General features: G+C 68.5%; 16 protein-coding genes and 1 pseudogene. 9 read left to right on the top strand and 8 right to left on the bottom strand.

From position 1 onward, the window contains the following. Nucleotides 1-6: 6 nt before the first annotated feature. From IEY68_RS23660 to IEY68_RS23650, 3 genes are read right to left on the bottom strand one after another with little or no spacing between them, the layout of a single operon-like run. Nucleotides 7-1,605 carry an acyl-CoA carboxylase subunit beta gene (locus IEY68_RS23660; RefSeq protein ID WP_058855344.1) on the bottom strand — a complete coding sequence of 533 codons (1,599 nt, stop codon included), beginning with the start codon at nucleotides 1,603-1,605 and terminating at the stop codon, nucleotides 7-9. Continuing rightward, nucleotides 1,602-2,753 carry an acyl-CoA dehydrogenase family protein gene (locus tag IEY68_RS23655; protein WP_234293534.1) on the bottom strand — a complete coding sequence of 384 codons (1,152 nt, stop codon included), beginning with the start codon at nucleotides 2,751-2,753 and terminating at the stop codon, nucleotides 1,602-1,604. The genes IEY68_RS23660 and IEY68_RS23655 overlap by 4 nt, the downstream gene beginning before the upstream one ends. Beyond that, a complete protein-coding gene (locus IEY68_RS23650; RefSeq protein ID WP_058855346.1) occupies nucleotides 2,750-4,465 on the bottom strand; it encodes an acyclic terpene utilization AtuA family protein in 1,716 nt (571 codons plus the stop codon). The genes IEY68_RS23655 and IEY68_RS23650 overlap by 4 nt, the downstream gene beginning before the upstream one ends. 177 nt (nucleotides 4,466-4,642) lie before the next feature. Here IEY68_RS23650 and IEY68_RS23645 point away from each other — a divergent pair, with 177 nt between their 5' ends. Further along, nucleotides 4,643-4,798: a CG2302 family histidine operon protein gene (locus IEY68_RS23645; protein WP_189094468.1), complete on the top strand. Its 156-nt coding sequence runs from the start codon at nucleotides 4,643-4,645 to the stop codon at nucleotides 4,796-4,798. Between the two features lie 559 nt (nucleotides 4,799-5,357). Then, nucleotides 5,358-5,576: pseudogene (locus IEY68_RS37155) on the top strand (MmyB family transcriptional regulator); the annotation flags it as partial. A 207-nt stretch (nucleotides 5,577-5,783) separates the two neighbouring features. On the opposite strand, the gene thiE reads toward IEY68_RS37155, so the two are convergent. Then, nucleotides 5,784-6,482, bottom strand: a complete 699-nt coding sequence (gene thiE, locus IEY68_RS23635; RefSeq protein WP_058855348.1) for a thiamine phosphate synthase — start codon at nucleotides 6,480-6,482, stop codon at nucleotides 5,784-5,786. Nucleotides 6,483-6,695: 213 nt separating this feature from the next. Here thiE and thiO point away from each other — a divergent pair, with 213 nt between their 5' ends. The 6 genes from thiO to IEY68_RS23605 all read left to right on the top strand — a co-directional run bounded on the left by thiO (nucleotide 6,696) and on the right by IEY68_RS23605 (nucleotide 12,028). Continuing rightward, on the top strand, nucleotides 6,696-7,793 hold the full coding sequence (gene thiO / locus IEY68_RS23630) for a glycine oxidase ThiO (protein WP_229718944.1): 1,098 nt from the start codon (nucleotides 6,696-6,698) through the stop codon (nucleotides 7,791-7,793). Then, on the top strand, nucleotides 7,790-8,038 hold the full coding sequence (thiS, locus tag IEY68_RS23625) for a sulfur carrier protein ThiS (RefSeq protein ID WP_058855349.1): 249 nt from the start codon (nucleotides 7,790-7,792) through the stop codon (nucleotides 8,036-8,038). Before thiO ends, thiS begins: the two co-directional genes overlap by 4 nt. Then, nucleotides 8,031-8,789: a thiazole synthase gene (locus IEY68_RS23620; RefSeq protein WP_058855350.1), complete on the top strand. Its 759-nt coding sequence runs from the start codon at nucleotides 8,031-8,033 to the stop codon at nucleotides 8,787-8,789. The genes thiS and IEY68_RS23620 overlap by 8 nt, the downstream gene beginning before the upstream one ends. Before the next feature lie 124 nt (nucleotides 8,790-8,913). After that, on the top strand, nucleotides 8,914-9,915 hold the full coding sequence (locus IEY68_RS23615; protein ID WP_062999605.1) for an ABC transporter ATP-binding protein: 1,002 nt from the start codon (nucleotides 8,914-8,916) through the stop codon (nucleotides 9,913-9,915). Next, nucleotides 9,915-10,682, top strand: a complete 768-nt coding sequence (locus tag IEY68_RS23610) for an ABC transporter permease (protein WP_058855351.1) — start codon at nucleotides 9,915-9,917, stop codon at nucleotides 10,680-10,682. The genes IEY68_RS23615 and IEY68_RS23610 overlap by 1 nt, the downstream gene beginning before the upstream one ends. 581 nt (nucleotides 10,683-11,263) lie before the next feature. Beyond that, nucleotides 11,264-12,028, top strand: coding sequence for an adenylate/guanylate cyclase domain-containing protein (locus tag IEY68_RS23605; protein ID WP_058855363.1), 765 nt, complete (start codon nucleotides 11,264-11,266; stop codon nucleotides 12,026-12,028). A gap of 97 nt (nucleotides 12,029-12,125) precedes the next feature. Here IEY68_RS23605 and IEY68_RS23600 read toward each other — a convergent pair whose 3' ends face one another. Further along, nucleotides 12,126-13,112 (bottom strand): LysR family transcriptional regulator, encoded by a 987-nt coding sequence (locus tag IEY68_RS23600; RefSeq protein ID WP_229718943.1) that lies wholly within the window; start codon nucleotides 13,110-13,112, stop codon nucleotides 12,126-12,128. A 158-nt stretch (nucleotides 13,113-13,270) separates the two neighbouring features. Here IEY68_RS23600 and dnaE point away from each other — a divergent pair, with 158 nt between their 5' ends. Next, nucleotides 13,271-16,810, top strand: coding sequence for a DNA polymerase III subunit alpha (gene dnaE, locus IEY68_RS23595; protein WP_058855353.1), 3,540 nt, complete (start codon nucleotides 13,271-13,273; stop codon nucleotides 16,808-16,810). Between the two features lie 8 nt (nucleotides 16,811-16,818). Here the strand turns inward: dnaE and IEY68_RS23590 are convergent, their stop codons facing one another. Genes IEY68_RS23590 through IEY68_RS23580 form a run of 3 tightly spaced genes read right to left on the bottom strand, consistent with a single transcriptional unit; the run spans nucleotide 16,819 to nucleotide 18,744 of the window. Continuing rightward, complete coding sequence (locus tag IEY68_RS23590; protein ID WP_058855354.1) at nucleotides 16,819-17,274, bottom strand: deaminase; 456 nt, start codon at nucleotides 17,272-17,274, stop codon at nucleotides 16,819-16,821. Then, nucleotides 17,271-17,987, bottom strand: coding sequence for a RibD family protein (locus tag IEY68_RS23585; RefSeq protein ID WP_062999597.1), 717 nt, complete (start codon nucleotides 17,985-17,987; stop codon nucleotides 17,271-17,273). The genes IEY68_RS23590 and IEY68_RS23585 overlap by 4 nt, the downstream gene beginning before the upstream one ends. Nucleotide 17,988: 1 nt before the next feature. Beyond that, entirely contained in the window at nucleotides 17,989-18,744 is a 756-nt protein-coding gene (locus IEY68_RS23580; protein WP_082681416.1) for an NUDIX hydrolase, read from the bottom strand. Nucleotides 18,745-18,903 lie beyond the last annotated feature (159 nt).

Below are 18,903 nucleotides of genomic sequence, written 5' to 3'. Positions count from 1 at the left end.
CCGGCCTCACATTCGGAAGACGCCGAAGGATTCGGCGCCCTGGACAGGAGCAGTGTGGATGGCCGACAGGGCCATACCCAGCACTGTGCGGGTATCACGCGGGTCGATGACCCCGTCGTCGTAGAGCCGCCCGGACATGAACATCGCCAGCGATTCCGCCTCGATCTGAGCCTCTACCATGGCGCGCATCCCGGCATCGGCCTCTTCGTCGAACGCCTGCCCGCGGGCCTCGGCGGAGGCGCGGCCGACGATGGAGATCACCCCGGCCAGCTGCGCCCCGCCCATCACAGCGGATTTGGCGCTGGGCCAGGCGAAGACGAATCGGGGGTCGTAGGCCCGGCCGCACATGCCGTAGTGGCCGGCGCCGTAGGAGGCGCCCATCAGGACGGAGATGTGCGGGACCTTGGAATTGGATACCGCGTTGATCATCTGGGCACCGTGTTTGATGATGCCCTTCTGCTCGTATTCCTTACCGACCATGTAGCCGGTGGTGTTGTGCAGGAACAGCAGTGGAGTGTTGGTCTTGTTGGCCAGCTGGATGAACTGGGTGGCCTTCTGCGATTCCTCGGAGAACAGCACACCGCGGGCGTTGGCGAGGATGCCCACCGGATACCCGTGCAGGTCTGCCCAGCCGGTGACCAGGCTGGAACCGTAACGCGGTTTGAACTCGTCGAAATCGGAACCGTCGACGATCCGGGCGATCACCTCGCGCGGATCGAACGGGATCTTGAGGTCGGGCGGGACGATCCCCAGCAACTCGCCGGGGTCGTAGAGCGGTTCGAGCACCGCGACTCGGGGCGCGGGACCCTGTTTCTTCCAGTTCAGCCGTTTGACGATGCGCCGGCCGATCCGGATGGCGTCCTGTTCGTCGAGCGCGTAGTAGTCGGCCAGGCCCGAGACCCGCGCGTGCATATCCGCACCACCGAGCGATTCGTCGTCGGACTCCTCACCGGTGGCCATCTTCACCAGCGGCGGTCCACCCAGGAACACCTTGGAGCGTTCCTTGATCATCACCACATGATCGGACATACCGGGGATATAGGCACCGCCCGCGGTGGAGTTGCCGAAGACCAGGGCGATGGTGGGGATCCCGGCCGCCGAGGCCTGGGTGAGGTCGCGGAACATTCGCCCGCCGGGGACGAAAACCTCTTTCTGCGTGGGCAGATCGGCGCCCCCGGATTCCACCAGGGATATCACCGGGAGCCGGTTCTCCCGGATGATGTCGTTGACCCGCAGCGTTTTCCGCAGCGTCCAGGGGTTGGAGGTACCGCCGCGCACGGTGGGGTCGGGCGCGACGATCATGCATTCCACGCCCTCGACCACACCGATCCCGGCGACCGTGCTCGCGCCGACCTGGAATTCGCTGCCCCAGGCCGCCAGCGGGCACAGTTCGAGGAACGGGGAGTCCTCGTCGATGAGCAGTTCGATCCGCTCCCGGGCGGTGAGCTTGCCGCGTTTGCGGTGCCGGGCCAGTTTGTCCGGGCCGCCGCCCGCGATGACCTTTCCGAATTCCGCCTCGACCTCGGCGAGCTTGGCGGTCATCGCCGCGGCCGCCGCGGTGTAGTCACCGGTGCCGGTATCGAGGGTGCTGCGCAGTGTCGTCAAGACTGGTACCCCAATCGTTTCGCGGCCAGGCCGGTGAGGATTTCGGTGGTGCCGCCGCCGATGCCCAGAATCCGCATATCGCGGTACTGGCGCTCGACCTCGGATTCCCGCATGTAACCGAGCCCGCCGAACAACTGCACCGCCTGGTTGGCGACCCATTCACCGGATTCGACGGCAGTGTTCTTGGCGAAGCACACCTCGGCGATCAGATCGGTTTCCCCGGCGGCGGCGCGAGCGGCCACGTCACGGGTGTACACCCGGGCGATATCCACCCGGCGTGCCATCTCGGTCACGGTGTTCTGCACGGCCTGGCGACTGATGAGCGGGCGGCCGAAGGTCTCGCGGGTGCGCACCCAGTCCAGAGTGAGGTCCAGGCAGCGTTGCGCGCTCGAATACGCCTGCACCGCGAGGCCCACCCGCTCGCTGACGAACGCGGACGCGATCTGCAGGAAACCGGAATTCTCCGGCCCCACCAGGTTCGCCGCCGGAACTCGCACATCCTGGTAGGACAGTTCCGCGGTATCGGAGGCCCGCCAGCCCATCTTGTCCAGTTTCCGGCCGACGGTGAAACCGGGTGCGTCCTTCTCGACCACCAGCAGTGAGACGCCGGCGGCTCCGGGGCCGCCGGTGCGCACCGCGGTGACCACGAAATCGGCGCGGCAACCGGAGGTGATGTAGGTCTTCGCGCCGTTGACGATGTAGTGGTCGCCGTCGCGGCGGGCGGTGGTGGTCAGATGGCCGACATCGGAGCCGCCGCCGGGTTCGGTGATGGCCAGTGAGCCGATCTTCTCCCCGGCCAGGGTCGGTTCCACCCAGCGCGCGATCTGTTCGGGGTCTCCCGCGCCGATGAGATGCGGGACGGCGATACCGCAGGTGAACAGCGAAGCGAACAGCCCGCCGGAGACACCCGCGTAGTGCAGTTCCTCGCAGACGATCGCGCCGTCGATACCGTCGCCCCCGGCCCCGCCGACGGCCTCGGGGAACTGGATACCCAGCAGCCCCAGCGCGCCGGCCTTCTTGTGCAGTTCCCGCGGGATCTCCCCGTCGCGTTCCCAATCGTCGAGGTGGGGCAGGATCTCGCGCTCGGCGAACGCCCGCACCGTGGTGCGTAGTTCCCGGCGCTCCGGCGTATTCCAGACAGTGCTCACGGCAGCAACTCCAACGGTATGTCGAGATAACGGGACCGCAGCCATTCGCCGAGTCCCTTCGCCTGCGGATCGAACCGGGCCTGATAGGCCACGCCCGCACCGAGCAGACCGGAGATCAGGAAGTTCAGGGCCCGCAGATTCGGCAGCACATGCCGGGTGACCTCCAGCGTCGCGGTCTCGGGCAGCAGTTCGCGCAGCCGGTCGACGGTGAGAGTGTGGACGAGCCAGCGCCATTGGTCATCGGTGCGCACCCAGACGCCGATATTCGCATCGCCACCCTTGTCGCCGCTGCGGGCGAGCGCGATCGCACCGAGCGGCACCCGTTCGGTGGGCCCGGACGGAAGCGGTTCGGGAAGCCCGGGTTCCGGTACCTCGGTCAGTTCCCGCGTCTCCGACGGCCCCCCGACCAGTACCTGACAACCGGCCGGGCGGTGGGCCGCATGCGAGACCTCGGCGGCGTCGACATACCCCGGGCGGTAGACACCGTAGGGTGAGCCGTTCCCCGGCGGGGCGGTGAAACTGCATCCCGGATAGCTGGCCAGCGCGAGTTCGACGGCCACGCTGGAGAACGCGCGACCCACCTTGTTCGGGTCGGGGTCGCGAACCACACAGCGCAGCAGGGCGCTGGCCTGTTCCTCGGTTCCGGCGTCGGGGCGGTCCAGCCGCGCCAGAGTCCAGTCCAGCTCGGCCGGGCGCTCGGGCAACCAGGACTCCAGTTGCCGCCGCGCCAGCGCGGCTTTCTCCTCGATATCGAGTCCGGTGAGGATGAACTCCATCTCGTTGCGGAATCCGCCGATAGTGTTCAGTGAGACTTTCACCGTCGGTGGCGGCGGCTCCCCCTCGACCCCCCGGATCGATACCCGGTCCGGCCCGTCGGCCGCTAGTTCGACCGTATCGAGCCGGGCGGTGACATCGGGCCCGGCATAGCGCGCGCCCTGGATCTCGTACATGAGCTGCGCCGCCACCGTATCGACGGTGACCGCGCCGCCGGTGCCCTCGTGTTTGGTGATGACACTGCTACCGTCCGCGCGGATCTCCGCGAGCGGGAACCCGGGCCGGCCGAGATCGGAGAGCTCGGTGAAGAACGCGAAATTGCCACCGGTGGCCTGGGTGCCGCACTCGATCACATGACCGGCCACCACCGCACCGGCCAGCCGGTTGTAATCGGTGCGTTTCCAGCCGAAATGCGCGGCGGCGGGGCCCACCACGACCGATGCGTCGGTGACCCGGCCGGTGACCACCACATCCGCGCCCGCTTCCAGGCATTCGGCGATACCCCAGGCTCCGAGATAGGCGTTGGCGGTGAGCGGCGACCCGAGGTCCAGCTCGGCGGCGCGGCCGGTGAGATCGTCGCCGTCCACATATCCGACCCGGACCTCGAGGCCGAGGCGGGCCGCCAGTTCCCGCACCTTCTCCGCCAGCGCGGCCGGATTCAGGCCGCCGGCGTTGGTGACGATCCGGACGTTGCGTTCCAGAGCCGGGCCGAGGCAATCCTCGAGCTGGCGCAGGAAGGTCTTGGCATAGCCGAGGCCGGGATCCTTCATCCGGTCGCGGCCCAGGATCAGCATGGTCAGTTCGGCGAGGTAGTCGCCGGTCAGCACATCGAGCTGCCCACCCTCGAGCATTTCGCGCATCGCGCCGAAACGGTCGCCGTAGAACCCGGAACAGTTACCGATCCGGATCAGGCCGGGATCGGCAGACAGACCACTCATCAGCGGCTTCGCCTCCTACCGCGGCACCGGGCGGGGGCGCCGATATGCGCCCGTGGCTGTCCGCGTACCGCCCCAGCATCACAGGCGACCGGCAAAAAATCAAGCACGCGTGCTTGTTAATTTCCAGGCTCGGGCCCCCGCCCGGACCAGCGCGAAGACCAGGCACAATAGGGCTCTGTGTCCACCGATGTCGCCGTAGTTCTGCTGTTCACCCTCGCCGGATTCCTCATCGGCGGTGCCTACACGCTCTGGAAGACCGCCCGGCCGGTGTCCATCGGCCTGGGGATCTGCGCTGTGCTCGCGGCAGCGGGCGCGGTGCTCTGGCTACTCTGAGAATCCGATCCTGACGCGGGCGGGCTGTCCGGCCGTCCCGGACCGCACTGCCCGTGACGATCCGCGACCGTGAACCGGTCCACCCGAGCAGGTTTCCGGCGCCTCGAAAGTGTCAACACTCAGAGCACGGCGCGCTGCGCGACAGGCCGGAAATCGCGGTGAACCAGAGCCAGGGGATGCGACCTGGCTCCACCGCTCACCTCACCTGGCACCGCCGGAACACGCGTCGGCCCTGCCCCTCTGCGCCGGGCACGGCCGGCGCGCCTTCCTTCCGGATCAGCCCGGGTTCGCTCGACGGGGTGCCGGGACTGCGCAGGGGTGAGGTCGCGACGCTCGCGGGGGTGAGACGTTCGTTACGCACTCCCTGTTCACGTCGGTCGGTTTGGAGCAACATGGCGGGTGGAACAGTCGTTACTCTTCTCTCCCAACAGATTTCGATTTCCAGGGATGTGTCGGAGTCCAGCATTGGTGAGGGTGAGTGACGTGGTTGAGATGTGTTCGGTGCGTGAGGCTAGGCGTGCGCAGCTTGGCGAGTGATCAGGCCCCTGCCGGGGAAGTAATGGCCGTTGTCCAAATCGGCGAGCAGGCCGGGCTGAGTGGGTTCCCAGCCGAGGGTTCGGCGGGTGATGAGGTTGGACGCCGGGCGCCCGGCAGCGGGCGGTTCGGCCGCGTGATGTGGGGATCCCATGACGTACACGCCTTCGGCGAGAGCACGAAACGCCTCAACCATCCACTCGTCGGCGAGCTGGAACTCGATCAGGAGACCATGACCCTGCCGGACGAGAGCGGCCTGAGCGTGGTCGTCTACAGCCCGCCCCCCGCAACCGCCGCCGAGGACGGCCCGAAGCTGCTCGCCGGCTGGTCCGCCACGATCGGAAACGAGATCGTCGGGCACCTGGCTGGCCCGACGGCTGGTACAGCCCTTTCGTCGGCGCCGACGCAGGATGAACCAGGCCGCTGGACCCGCGAAACCAGGCCCGTCCGGTCAATCGGCTGCCAACAGCGCGGACTTCAGCTCACGTGCCGCGGCTTCCGGATCGTCGGCGGCGGTGATCGCGCGGACCACCACGACACGTTCGGCGCCCGCCGCCAGCACTTCGGGCAGGGTCGCGGCGTCGATACCGCCGATGGCGAACCACGGGCGGGTCGGTTCCGCTTCCGCGGTCCCGCGCACCAGTTCCAGACCCGCGGGCGTACGCCCGGGTTTGGTGGGTGTGGCCCACACCGGGCCGGTACAGAAATAGTCGAGGTTCTCGTCGCCCGCGGCCAGCCGGGCCTGATCCAGGTCGTGGGTGGACCGCCCGATCACCACGTCCGGACCGAGAATTTTGCGGGCATACCAGGGCGGCAGGTCCTGCTGGCCCAGATGCAGTACATCGGCGCCCGCCGCCAGCGCGATATCGGCGCGGTCGTTCACCGCGAGCAGCGCCCCGTGCCGGCGGGCGGCCCCCTTCAGTTCGGCGAGGGCCGCGAGTTCGCCCTTGGCCTCGAGTGGACCGTACCGCTGCTCACCGGGCGACCCCTTGTCGCGGAGCTGGACGATATCGACACCACCGGCCAGAGCCGCTTCCGCGAACTCGGCCAGATCCCCCTTTTCCCGGCGGGCGTCTGTGCACAGGTACAGCCGGGCGGTCGTGAGACGGTCGCGCGGGGGCAGCGGTCGGCGAGCGGAGGACGGTTGCACAACTGCCACGGTAACCGCGCTAACGTGGAGAAGTTGCAGGAGGTGGAACGTAGTGCGAACATCCGCGCGCACGGCGCGGGCGGCGAGCCGGAAACGACCGGTACGACACGGCCGGGCGCCGCTCCCGCGAGGTGGCCGGGCACCGCTCCATCGATCCGGCGGTACCGCTGACCCGATGCGATGTCGCCGCGGCGCCCGGAGGAGGTGGCACAGGTGAGCGAACCGGCCACCGGCGCGACGCTGGCCGTCGTCGGCGGCGGCGTGATCGGGCTGGCGGTGGCCTGGCGGGCCGCGGAAGCGGGTTGGACGGTCACCCTGTTCGATCCGGCGGTGGGTACCGGCGCCTCATGGGTGGCCGGTGGCATGCTCGCACCGCTGTCGGAGGGCTGGCCCGGTGAAGACGAAGTCCTGGAGTTCGGCGCCGCCGCACTGGCGCGCTGGCCCGGATTCGCGGCCCGGCTCGCGGCCGTCACCGGTGTGGACGTTTTCGTCGCCGCCGAAACCCTGACCGTCGCCCAGGACACCGCCGACGCCGCCGATCTGCGAACAGTCGCCGAATGGGTCGGTGCGCGCGGACACGAACTGCGGGTACTGGACCGGGCCGGGGTCCGTGAGCTGGAACCGGCACTGGCCCGTACGGTCCGCGCGGGTCTGCTCGCTCCCACCGAACCGGCGGTCGACAACCGCCGGCTGGTGACCGCACTGCGCAAGGCGGTGGCCGAGGCCGGGGTGACCGTGCACCCGGATCGGGTCCGGGACCTCGCCGAACTCGATCACCGGCAGGTCGTACTGGCCGCGGGCGCGGCGTCGGCCGAACTATGGCCCGGCCTGCCGGTCCGGCCGGTGAAGGGGGAGATCCTGCGGCTGCGGCACCGGCCCGGCGCACAGCCCCCGCCCACCCGGGTCGTGCGCGCCCGAGTCCACGGCCGGCCCGTGTACTTCGTGCCCCGCGCCGACGGTGTGGTGCTCGGCGCCACCCAGTACGAGGCGGGTTTCGATACCGCGGTCACGGTTGCCGGGGTGCGCGATCTCATCGGCGACGCCGAAACCGTCTTCCCCGGTATCGGGGAGTACGAGCTGGCCGAGGCCGCGGCCGGGTCGCGACCCGGCTCGCCCGATAATCTTCCGCTCGTCGGGCGGCTGTCCGACCGCGTGGTCGCGGCCACCGGACACGGCCGCAACGGCATGCTGACCAGCGCGCTCACCGCCGACGCGGTAGTGGCCGAGCTCCGCGGGAAACCGCTGGCCGAGGCCGCGGCCGCCGATCCGCACCGGTTCACGGCATCCACACCCTCAGGAGGTAGTCGATGACACAGTCGCCAACACAAGGGTCGCCGGCGCACGGCTCGTCCGTGCCGATCGGCGTCACGGTGAACGGGGTAGACCACGAGTTCGCCGAACCGCTCACGGTGCGCGAACTGCTCGAACGCCTCGAGCTGCCGTGCCAGGGTGTGGCCCTGGCGGTCGACGGCACCGTGTTCCCCAAATCGCGCTGGGAAGAACCGGTGGGTCGCGGCTGGGAGATCGATGTACTCACGGCGGTCCAAGGTGGCTGACGAAGCGCTGCGTATCGCTGACCGTGTATTCGGCTCCCGGCTGATCATGGGCACCGGCGGCGCGGAGAATCTGACCGTCTTGGAAGAGGCCCTGCTGGCCTCCGGTACGGAACTGACCACCGTCGCCATGCGCCGCGTCGACGCCGCGGGCGGTACCGGCGTGCTCGACCTGCTGAAACGGCTCGATATCACGCCGCTGCCCAATACCGCCGGTTGCCGGACCGCCGCCGAAGCGGTCCTCACCGCCCAGCTGGCGGCCGAGGCGCTGGACACCAACTGGGTGAAACTCGAAGTGATCGCGGACGACCGGACCCTGCTGCCCGATCCGATCGAGTTGATCGATGCCGCCGAACAGCTGGTGGACGCCGGTTTCACCGTGCTCCCCTACACCAACGACGACCCCGCGCTGGCGCGGCGGCTCGAGGATGCGGGCTGTGCGGCGGTGATGCCGCTGGGCGCCCCGATCGGTACCGGTCTGGGTATCGGCAATCCGCACAATATCGAGATGATCGTGAGCCGCGCCCAGGTGCCGGTGATCCTGGACGCCGGAATCGGGACCGCCAGCGACGCCGCACTCGCCATGGAACTCGGCTGCTCGGCGGTCCTGCTGGCCACCGCGGTGACTCGGGCCAAGCGTCCGGCGCTGATGGCCGCGGCCATGGCCGACGCGGTGCGGGCCGGTTACCGGGCGCGGGAAGCGGGCCGCATCCCGAAGCGGTTCTGGGCCCAGGCGTCCTCCCCCGGGCGGTAGATCCCCCGAGGCCCGACCGTCCGCGAGTGGGTGGTGGGCCGGAGCCGGGTCATCCTCCAGGATGAGTGCCGATGGCGACCAACGGGCGACGCGGGCACGCCGTGGATAGGGCATGCTGGTCGTCATGATCGAAGTCCGGGGCTTGACCAAGCATTACGGGCAGACCGTCGCGGTCCAGGACCTGACCTTCACTGTGAAACCCGGTCAGGTCACCGGTTTCCTCGGACCCAACGGCGCCGGTAAATCCACCACTATGCGCATGATCCTCGGCCTGGATCGCCCCACCGCGGGCAGCGCGCTCGTCAACGGCAGACCGTACGGGCAGCTGAAGCACCCGTTACGTGAGGTCGGCGCGCTGCTGGACGCGAAATGGGTGCATCCCAACCGTTCGGCGCGGGCCCATCTGGAATGGATGGCAGCCTCGAACGGGCTGCCGAAATCCCGGGTCGAAGAGGTGCTGCGGCTGGTGGGCCTGTCCGAGGTCGCCGGTAAATCGGCCGGTGGTTTCTCTCTCGGTATGTCGCAGCGGCTCGGTCTGGCCGGGGCGCTGCTGGGCGATCCGAAGATCCTGCTCTTCGACGAGCCGGTCAACGGCCTGGATCCGGAGGGCATCCTCTGGATCCGGCGGTTCATGCAGCGGCTGGCGGCCGAGGGCCGCACCGTACTGGTTTCGAGCCATCTGCTGTCGGAGATGTCGCAGACGGCCGATCACCTGGTGGTCATCGGCCGCGGCCGGCTCATTTCCGATTCCACGACCTCGGACTTCATCGAACGTGCGTCGGAGTCCTCGGTGCGGGTGCGCAGTCCGCAGCTCGACGAGTTGCGCAGCCTGCTCACCTCCAACGGGATGACCGTGAAACAGAACGAGGGCAGCGCCGACGGCGCGGCCCTGGTGGTGAACGGGGTCACCAGCGACGCTGTCGGCGCGCTGGCGGGCGAACACCACATCACCCTCTTCGAACTCGCCCCGCAGCGGGGTTCGCTCGAGGAAGCGTTCATGCGGATGACCGGCGGGGATGTCCAGTATCACGGTGAGGTCGGGCCGCCGGGCGAGGTAGCGGCGGCTCCGCCGGGAGCAGTCGCCCAGCAGCCGGTCGAGCCCAAGGTTCTCGGAGGTACCAAGTAATGGGTGTGATCGCCGCGGAACGCATCAAACTCACCTCGACCCGTTCGCCGTGGTGGTGCTCACTGATCGTGGTGGGCCTCGCCGTCGGCTTCGCCGCCCTGTTCGGGCTGATCGGCCGGATCGCCGCCGACGACCCTCAGGCTTCCGGTGCGCCCGCCCTGACCGTCGACACTGCCTTCCTCGGGATCAGCGGGTTCGGGGTCATGGTGCTCGCCATCATGGCCACCCTGACCGTGACCAGCGAGTACCGGTTCGGCATCATTCGCACCACCTTCCAGGCGGTGCCCAATCGCCTGCTGGTGATCGGTACCAAAGCGGGCCTGGTCGGCCTGTACGCGGCCGCGCTGACCACGGTGTTGGCGTTCGCCGCGTACGCGGTGGCCAAGGCTGTCGCCGGGGATGCCGGGTCGACGCTGGTCCTGGAGGACAACTGGCGCGCCCTGTACGCGATACCGATCCTCGCCTTCCTCAATGTTGTGCTCGCCATCGGTATCGGTGTGCTGGTCCGGCAGTCGGCCGCGGCCATCTCGCTGATCGTGCTCTGGCAGCTGATCATCGAGCCGCTGGTCGGCGCACTGGGTAAGGTGGGACGTGAGATCAGCGCGTTCCTGCCGTTCCAGAACGCGAGCCGCTTCGCGCTGATGGATGAGTCGATGGCGTCGGGCAACTGGCACTGGGGTGTATGGGGCAGCCTCGTCTACTTCATCGCCTTCGTCGCACTCGTCACCGGCGTCGCACTGTTGGTGGTCAACAAGCGCGACGCCTGACCGAGAACCACCCGAGCCGCTTCCCTCGCCGCTCGGGTTGTGGGTAGCACGACCTTGTCGGGAGGTTCGCGCGCCCCCGCACGCCGGCGGCCACTGCCCGGTCGTCGGAGTGCACTTACCACCGGCCCGGCGCGGCGACGCGCCGGGCCGGTGGTCGTGATCACACAGTGTGGTTGTTCACCCCGGTGATCGGTGCGAGGCGAGCGAGCGGACTCTTCGCGAGTTGCCAAATATCTGTAACCATACGTTCACCAGCAGAACGCCGGTCGTCACTACGATCGGGTGCAGGCACCACACGTTTTCCATCGGCGGACCCAACGGCGTGCCGCATTCCTCCGATCGAGAGGCGACAGGTGACGATTCTCAGCGTTCCCCCCACGTCCGACCCCCTGAGATACGCTCGGGATGTGAACGAAAAGCCCTCCGGCCGTGCCGTACCGGAGCCGGAGGTCGACAGCACCGCCGCGCCGGTCGCCGACCACGCGACCGCGGACAAGGTCCGGATCGGGCTTACCCCCGTACCCGACAACGGCGAGGCCGTCGGCTCCGGCCGCCCGCGCGTCCACCCGCTGTCCGCCCTGATGAATGCGGCGAACCAGCGTCCGGACGTGATCGAGGTGCTGCGCCGGGCCCGTCATCAACTCCCCGGCGACCCCGCTTTCGGCGATCCGCTCTCGGTCACCGGCCCCGGCGGCGCCCGGGCCGTCGCGCGCGCCGCGGACCGCTTGGTCGGCGACAACCCCAGCGCCGCCCGGGAGATCGGTTTCGGCGCACTCCAGGTCTGGCAAGCGATGCTCGAACGGCTCGGCCGCGGCAAGGGCACCGAGGAGACGACCGTGATGTTCACGGATCTGGTCTCGTTCTCCTCCTGGTCACTCACCGCGGGCGACGAAGCCACCCTGGATCTACTCCGCAAAGTAGCCAAGGCCATCGAACCGCCGATCGCCGAACGCGGCGGTCAGGTGGTGAAACGGATGGGCGACGGCGTGATGGCGGTGTTCCCGTCCGCCGATCGGGCCGTCCAGGCCGCGATCGCGGCGAAACGCAACCTCGCCGATATCACCGCCGGTAGCTATCGGCCCCGGATGCGGATCGGCCTGCACACCGGCTCACCGCGGGAGATCGGTGGCGACTGGCTGGGTGTGGACGTCACCATCGCCGCCCGGGTGATGGAGGCGGGTGGCAACGGCAAGATGATGATCTCCGAGACCACGCTCGCCGCACTGGAGCCGGAGACGCTGGACGAACTCGGGTACACCGCGCGGCCCTACCGCCGCAGTTTCTTCGCCGCGCCGCTGAGCGGTGTCCCGGAGGATCTGCGGATATACCGGGTCAGTTCGGCCTGATCACCGCCGGGACGCCCGCGTGTCCGGGGACCAGCCCCACCGGCGGCGCGGTTCGGTGCGGACGGTGCAGGACAGAGCAGGTTTCTGGTCGTGGCTGCTACGCGGGTACGAACAGGGACCGGTCGATCTCGGGGATCCAGCAGTCGGCCGCGACGTCGCGGTTGTAGTTGTCCCGGAAATACTCGACCAGATCCGCGATGCCCGGATGCGGGTCGGTTTCGTCCCACAACAGCGCGTGCGGGTAGGCGGGTGTCGGGTCGACGACGGGCACCCGGCGGATATGCGGATGCCACGGGGATTCGAAACCGTCGGCGCTGAAGGTCGCGAGGGTATCCGAATCGGCGATGTGCTCGATCACCATCGCGATCGGCGCCGGGCCACGGCCGGTGGCGACATCGGGGAACAGTTCCGACCGGCGGCTGCTGTCGATCACGACCCCGCTGTACCGGCTCAGTTCGCGGTAGTAGTCGGTCCATTCCGATTCCACCGATGTCCCGGGCACCCACACCGTGGCCCCGGCCAGTTCGGCGAGCGGCACCGCCGCATGACCGGCCAGCGGATGATCCTTGCCGACCAGCAGATGCAGTAGGTCCAGATGGAACGGGATCGCCGCGATCCGCGCCGGCAATGTGCGGGGGCCACCGTGGGCACGGGCGAAGGCGGCGTCGACCCGCCCGGCGACCAGGGCGTCCCGGGAGGTGACGAACGCGTTGGTCAGCACGATCTCGGTATCGCGATCGGGGTGGCGCCCGAGGTAGTACCGCATGGCCCGCATTTCGGTCGCCCGCTCCCCCAGCACCGCGACCCGCAGCGGCCGCGGCTGCCGCACCACCGTGGCCACGGCTTCGTCGGCTACGGCGAGCAGTGACCGCGCGTGCGGCAGGAACCGTGCGGCGGCCGCGGTGAGAGTGGCACCGGTGGGCACCCGGTGGAAGAGGTCGAGACCGAGTCGGTGTTCCAGCCGCGCGATTCGTTTGGACACCGCCTGCTGGCTGATCCCGAGCAGCGCCGCGGCCGCGCTGAACTGACCTTCGTCGGCGACGGTGACGAAAGCTCGCACGGTCGCCAGATCGAGCTCGCCCACCCCACCTCCTGATACATCCATCGGTTGTTCCCACTCTCGTGCCGATTGTTCGACTCGCTACATATGAGCTGGTCATATGTAGCCGAAACGACCTTATCGGCCCGGCCGGATCGACAACCGAACCGCCTCCGGACCGGTTCGACGGCACGGGGTTATCGATGACCAATGCGTCTTTCGTACATCTGCACAACCACACCGAATACTCGATGCTCGACGGTCTGGCGAAGGTGGGGCCGTTGTTCGCCGAGGCCGAGCGGCTGGGAATGCCGGCCGTCGGGATGACCGATCACGGCAATATGTACGGGGCGGCGGAGTTCTTCCGGGTATCACAGCGTTCCCCGGTGAAACCGATCATCGGGATCGAGGCCTATGTCGCGCCGGAATCCAGGTTCTCCGGCAAGCGGGTGTTCTGGGGCGATCCCGGGCAGAAGTCCGACGATGTCTCGGGTTCCGGCGCGTACCTGCACATGACACTGTTCGCCGCGAACGCCGTCGGGCTGCGCAACCTCTTCCGGTTGTCGTCGCGGGCGTCTTTCGAAGGCCAGCTGGGGAAATGGCCGCGGATGGACGCCGAACTCGTCGCCGAGCACGCCGAGGGGGTACTGGCCACCACGGGCTGCCCGTCCGGCGAGGTCCAGACCCGGCTGCGCCTGGGACAATTCGACGCGGCCTACGCGGCGGCGGGCCGCTGGCGTGACATCTTCGGCCCGGAGAACTTCTTCCTCGAGGTGATGGATCACGGCCTGACGATCGAACGCCGGGTCCGCGAGGATCTGCTCGCGGTCGGCGAGAAGGTCGGGTTGACGCCGTTGGCCACCAACGACTGTCACTATGTGCTGCGGCAGCAGGCGGCGGCGCACGAGGCGATGTTGTGTGTACAGACCGGTAGAACGCTCTCGGATCCGACACGGTTCCGGTTCGACGGCGACGGTTTCTACCTCAGGTCCCCGGCGGAGATGCGGGCGCTATGGGACGACGAGGTGCCCGGGGCCTGCGATACCACGCTCGTTGTCGCCGAGCGGATCGAACCGTACGACGAGATCTGGAAGTTCCGGGACCGGATGCCGGTGTTCCCGGTTCCGGAGGGGCATTCCGAGGACAGCTGGCTGCGCCGCGAGGTGGACGCGGGCCTGCGCTGGCGTTTCCCGGACGGCGTTCCCACCGAGTACCTGCACCGCGCCGAATTCGAGCTGGACATCATCCGCGACAAGGGCTTTCCCGCCTATTTCCTGGTGGTCGGCGATCTGGTGGCGTATGCGCGCAAGGTGGGTATCCGGGTCGGTCCCGGACGCGGTTCGGCGGCCGGGTCGCTGGTGGCCTACGCGCTGGCGATCACCAATATCGACCCTATCGAGCACGGTCTGCTGTTCGAACGATTCCTCAACCCCGAACGCCCGTCGGCCCCCGATATCGATATCGACTTCGACGACCGCCGCCGCGGCGAGATGATCCGCTACGCCACCGATCGCTGGGGCGCGGACAAGGTGGCCCAGGTGATCACCTTCGGCACCATCAAGACCAAGGCGGCGATCAAGGACGCGGCCCGCGTCCAGTTCGGTCAGCCCGGGTTCGCGCTCGCCGACCGGATCACCAAGGCGCTACCGCCCGCGGTGGCCGCCAAGGATATTCCGGTGTCCGGGATCACCGATACCGCACACGAACGCTACGGTGAGGCAGCGGAGGTCCGGGCGCTCATCGAGACCGATCCCGATATGCGCCGGATCTACGACACCGCGGTCGGGCTCGAGGGAATGGTCCGCGGCGCCGGAGTGCACGCCTGCGCGGTGATTTTGTCCAGCGAACCGCTGCTCGATATCGTGCCGCTGTGGAAACGCCCGCAGGACGGGGCGATCATCACCGGCTGGGACTATCCGTCGTGTGAGGCCGTGGGCCTGCTGAAAATGGATTTCCTGGGGCTGCGCACGCTCACCGTGATCGGCGACTGCCTGGACAATATCCGCGGCAACCGTGGTATCGAGATCGACCTGGACACCCTGGGTCTCGGCGACGAACCCACCTACGCCATGCTGGCGCGCGGCGACAATCTCGGGGTCTTCCAGATGGATTCGGCCGGGATGCGTGAGTTGTTGCTGCGAATGACGCCCACCGAGTTCAACGATCTGGTGGCCTCCAACGCGCTGTACCGGCCCGGGCCGATGGGAGTGGGGGCGCACTGGGCCTACGCCGATCGCAAGAACGGGCGGGAGGCGGTGACGCCGATCCATCCCGAACTCGACGAACCGCTGCGCGAGATCCTCGCCGAAACCTATGCGCTGATCGTCTATCAGGAGCAGATCATGCAGATCGCCCAGCAAGTCGCCGGATACTCCCTGGGGCAGGCCGATCTGCTGCGCCGCGCGATGGGTAAGAAGAAACCGGAAGTACTGGCCATGGAATTCGAGAACTTCCGGGACGGTATGCGCGGCAACGGCTACCGCGACGAAGCCGTGACCGCGCTGTGGGAGGCGGTACTCCCCTTCGCCGGTTACGCGTACAACAAATCCCATGCCGCCGGTTACAGCCTGGTGATGTACTGGACGGCCTACCTGAAGGCCAATTATCCGGCCGAGTTCATGGCCGCCCTGCTCACCTCGGTCGGCGACGACAAGGACAAATCGGCGATCTATCTCGCCGATTGCCGGAAACGCGGTATCCGGGTCCTACCACCCGATGTGAACCAGTCGGCGGCCACATTCAGCAGTGTCGGGCCCGATATCCGATTCGGTCTGGGCGCCGTCCGCAATGTCGGGGAACCGGTGGTGCGGGCGGTGATCCGGGCGCGCGAGTCGGCTGGTGATTTCACCGCGTTCTCCGATTATCTGGCCAAGGCCGACACCGTGGCGTGCAGCAAGAAGGTGATCGAATCACTGATCAAAGCGGGTGCTTTCGAATCGCTCGGCCATCCCCGCAAAGGTCTGTTCTCGATCCACTCCGAGGCGATCGATGCGGTGGCGGTGACCAAGAAGGCCGCCGCGCGGGGACAGTTCGATCTGTTCTCCGGCGCCACCGCCGACCCGGATGTCGACGGATCTGTTTTCGATCTGCCCGTGCCCGACGAGGAATGGGAGGCCCGCGAACGGCTGGGTTACGAACGGGAGATGCTCGGGCTCTACGTGTCCGGGCATCCGCTCGACGAGATCGCGACCGCGCTGGGCGCCGCCGGCGATACCCCGATCGCCGCCCTGCACGACGGCCGGGTTCCACACGGTCGCCGGATACGGCTCGCCGGGATCATCGCCGCCGTGGACCGGCGGGTCACCCGCAAGGGCGAGTCCTGGGCGGTGGTGCGCCTGGAGGATCTGGAGGCCGGTACCGAGATCCTCTTCTTCCCCGCCGCCTACGCGACGGCTACCGGGTATCTCACCGAGGACGCCGTCGTGGTGGTCACCGCTACGGTCAGTGTCCGCGACGGACGACAGTCGCTGCTGGGCGATCAGGTGAGTACCCCGGACCTCACCGGTGCGACGTCCGGCCGGCCACACACCCTCACCTTGCCCGTAGCGGCCTGCACACCGCGTACGGTGCGTGCCCTGCGCGAAACCCTGCAGCGCCATCCCGGCCCCACCGATCTCCGGATCGATCTGATCGGTGCCCGTGGCCCTCGGCTGCTCGCCCTGGACCCGCGCTTCCGGGTCACCACCTCGCCCGCGCTGATGGGTGAGCTGAAAGCCCTGTTCGGGCCCTCCTGCCTGCGGTGACGAATCGCTCAGGACAGATCGAGATGACGGTTCACGGCCATCGCGGCATCGGCCAGATCGGGGAGTTCCAGTACCCGCACCCCGCGTTCCCGCAACTTCTCGACTCCCACACAGTTCTCGACGAAGGTGGACGGCTCCCGCCAGGCGATCACCACGACCGGGATACCGGCGCCGAGCACACGGTCGGTACACGGCGGCCGCGTCTTGGTCGCCCGCTCCGAACAGGGCTCCAGGGTGCTGTAGAGGGTGGCGCGGCGCAACCGTGGATCCCGCGGATCCAGTTTGTCCAGCGCGGACTCCTCGGCGTGCACCTTCGGATCGGATTCCCGGGAGTAGCCGGTGGAGATCTCGGCACCGTCGGCGACGATCACCGCGCCCACCGAAAACGCACCGGGGGCCCGCGGACTCTGCCGGGAGAGATCGATCGCCCGGTTCATCCAGTAGTGGTGGTCGGGTTCGGTCACCGGGCCTCCTGGGGTCGATACCGCAACACTGCCACATCACCGAGCCGGTCGATATCGACCAGCCGCATCCGATGGGTCGAGCCGCCCGGAAAACGGGCGGGATGCAGAAAACGTGGTGCGGCGGGGTCTCCGACGAGGGTGGGACCGATGGCGAGCTGTAACTCGTCGGCCAATCCACCGGCCAGGAAGGCGGTATGGATCCGGCCACCCCCTTCCACCATGAGCCGCCCGACGCCCCGGGCGCCGAGATCGTCCAGCAGCGGCCCGAATTCGAGGTCCGGGCCGAGCACGACGATCTCGGCCGGTTCGGCGAGACGGTCGCGCAACCGTCGCGCGCCGGCCTCGGTGGTGTACACGAGCGGTGCGTGTTCGGCGGTGCCGTAACGCCAGAAACGCGCCTCCGGATCCAGGTCACCGCTCGCGGTCACCGTGACCTTCCGCGGGAACTCCGTACGACCCGCGGCGACCCGTTGCGCGCGACGCGACTCGTCCCGCACGATCAGCCGGGGATCGTCGCGCCGCACGGTCTCGGCTCCGACGAGGATCGCGTCCGACCAGGCCCGGACACCGTCCACGCGGTCGAAATCGGCTTCGTTGGACAGGAGCAGGCGTTCGGGCTCCGTATCGTCTATGTAGCCGTCGACGCTCACCGCTACCGAGAGCAGCACATACGGCCGTTCCGGGCGAGCGCCTTCCTCGGTGACGATTTCCATCTCAGCCCGCGGAACCCAGCACCGCGCTGCGCGGAATTCCCAGTATCCGGGCATCCTCGGGGACGACCCCGCCGAGCCCCGCTCCCGGATCGCCCGCCTCGCCCACCGGATTCGGGGATCCGCTGGGTTCCGGATTCTCCGGCGGGTACGGGGGGTTCAGCAGAACCGCGCGCTCACCCGGCCCGCCCGGTTCGGCGTGCAACCAGACGAACTCCGCACCCAGGTCGACCGTGCGGGGCAGGGTCGCGGCCAGTTCCGCCGCTTCGGCCGCCGTGCACTCACCCGGGTCCATCCGGGCGAACGTGGCCCGTAACCCGGGCCAGGCATCGGCGAATCCGGCGTGCAGCCGACGTTGATCCACCTCGGCCTCCGGAACCCAGGCCAGCTCCACACTCTCCATATTCGGGAATATCGGCAGCGGTTTACCGGCATCGGCGATCACGGTGGTGTAGGTCCAGCCACTCGGGGCGGCGGCGGTGATCCGTTCGGCGCGCACCCGGATATCGGCGGCCTTGATCCCGGCCTCCTCGTCGGCTTCCCGGACCGCCGCGTGCACCGCGCTCTCGTCGCTGTCACGGGCGCCGCCGGGCAGCGCCCAGGTGCCGCCCTGGTGGCTCCACAAGGCGCGATGCTGCAACAGCACCGCCGAACCGCCGGTCCCGAGCGGGGCGCGCAGCAGCAACCCGGCCGCGCCGAACAGGCCCCAGTGCCGCACACCACCCGGGCTTATGGACCACCCGTCACCGTCACCACGCATCTCGCACCGCCCTCGTCGACCGTTGCCTCCATCCTGCCCCACCGCACCGAGTGGGTGAGGCGTTGTGGAGGTCGGGGCGCGCGCGTGGAGAATACCGAATACGCTCATAGCAGCGGTGTGAGCGATCTCGCGCGGCACCGGCGAAGCGATACAGCACAC

It is taken from the genome of Nocardia jinanensis, assembly GCF_014645735.1.
GTDB classification, from domain to species: domain Bacteria; phylum Actinomycetota; class Actinomycetes; order Mycobacteriales; family Mycobacteriaceae; genus Nocardia; species Nocardia jinanensis.
The sequence above is the reverse complement of the archived record's forward strand: the minus strand, read 5'-3'. Positions and strand labels throughout refer to the sequence as shown.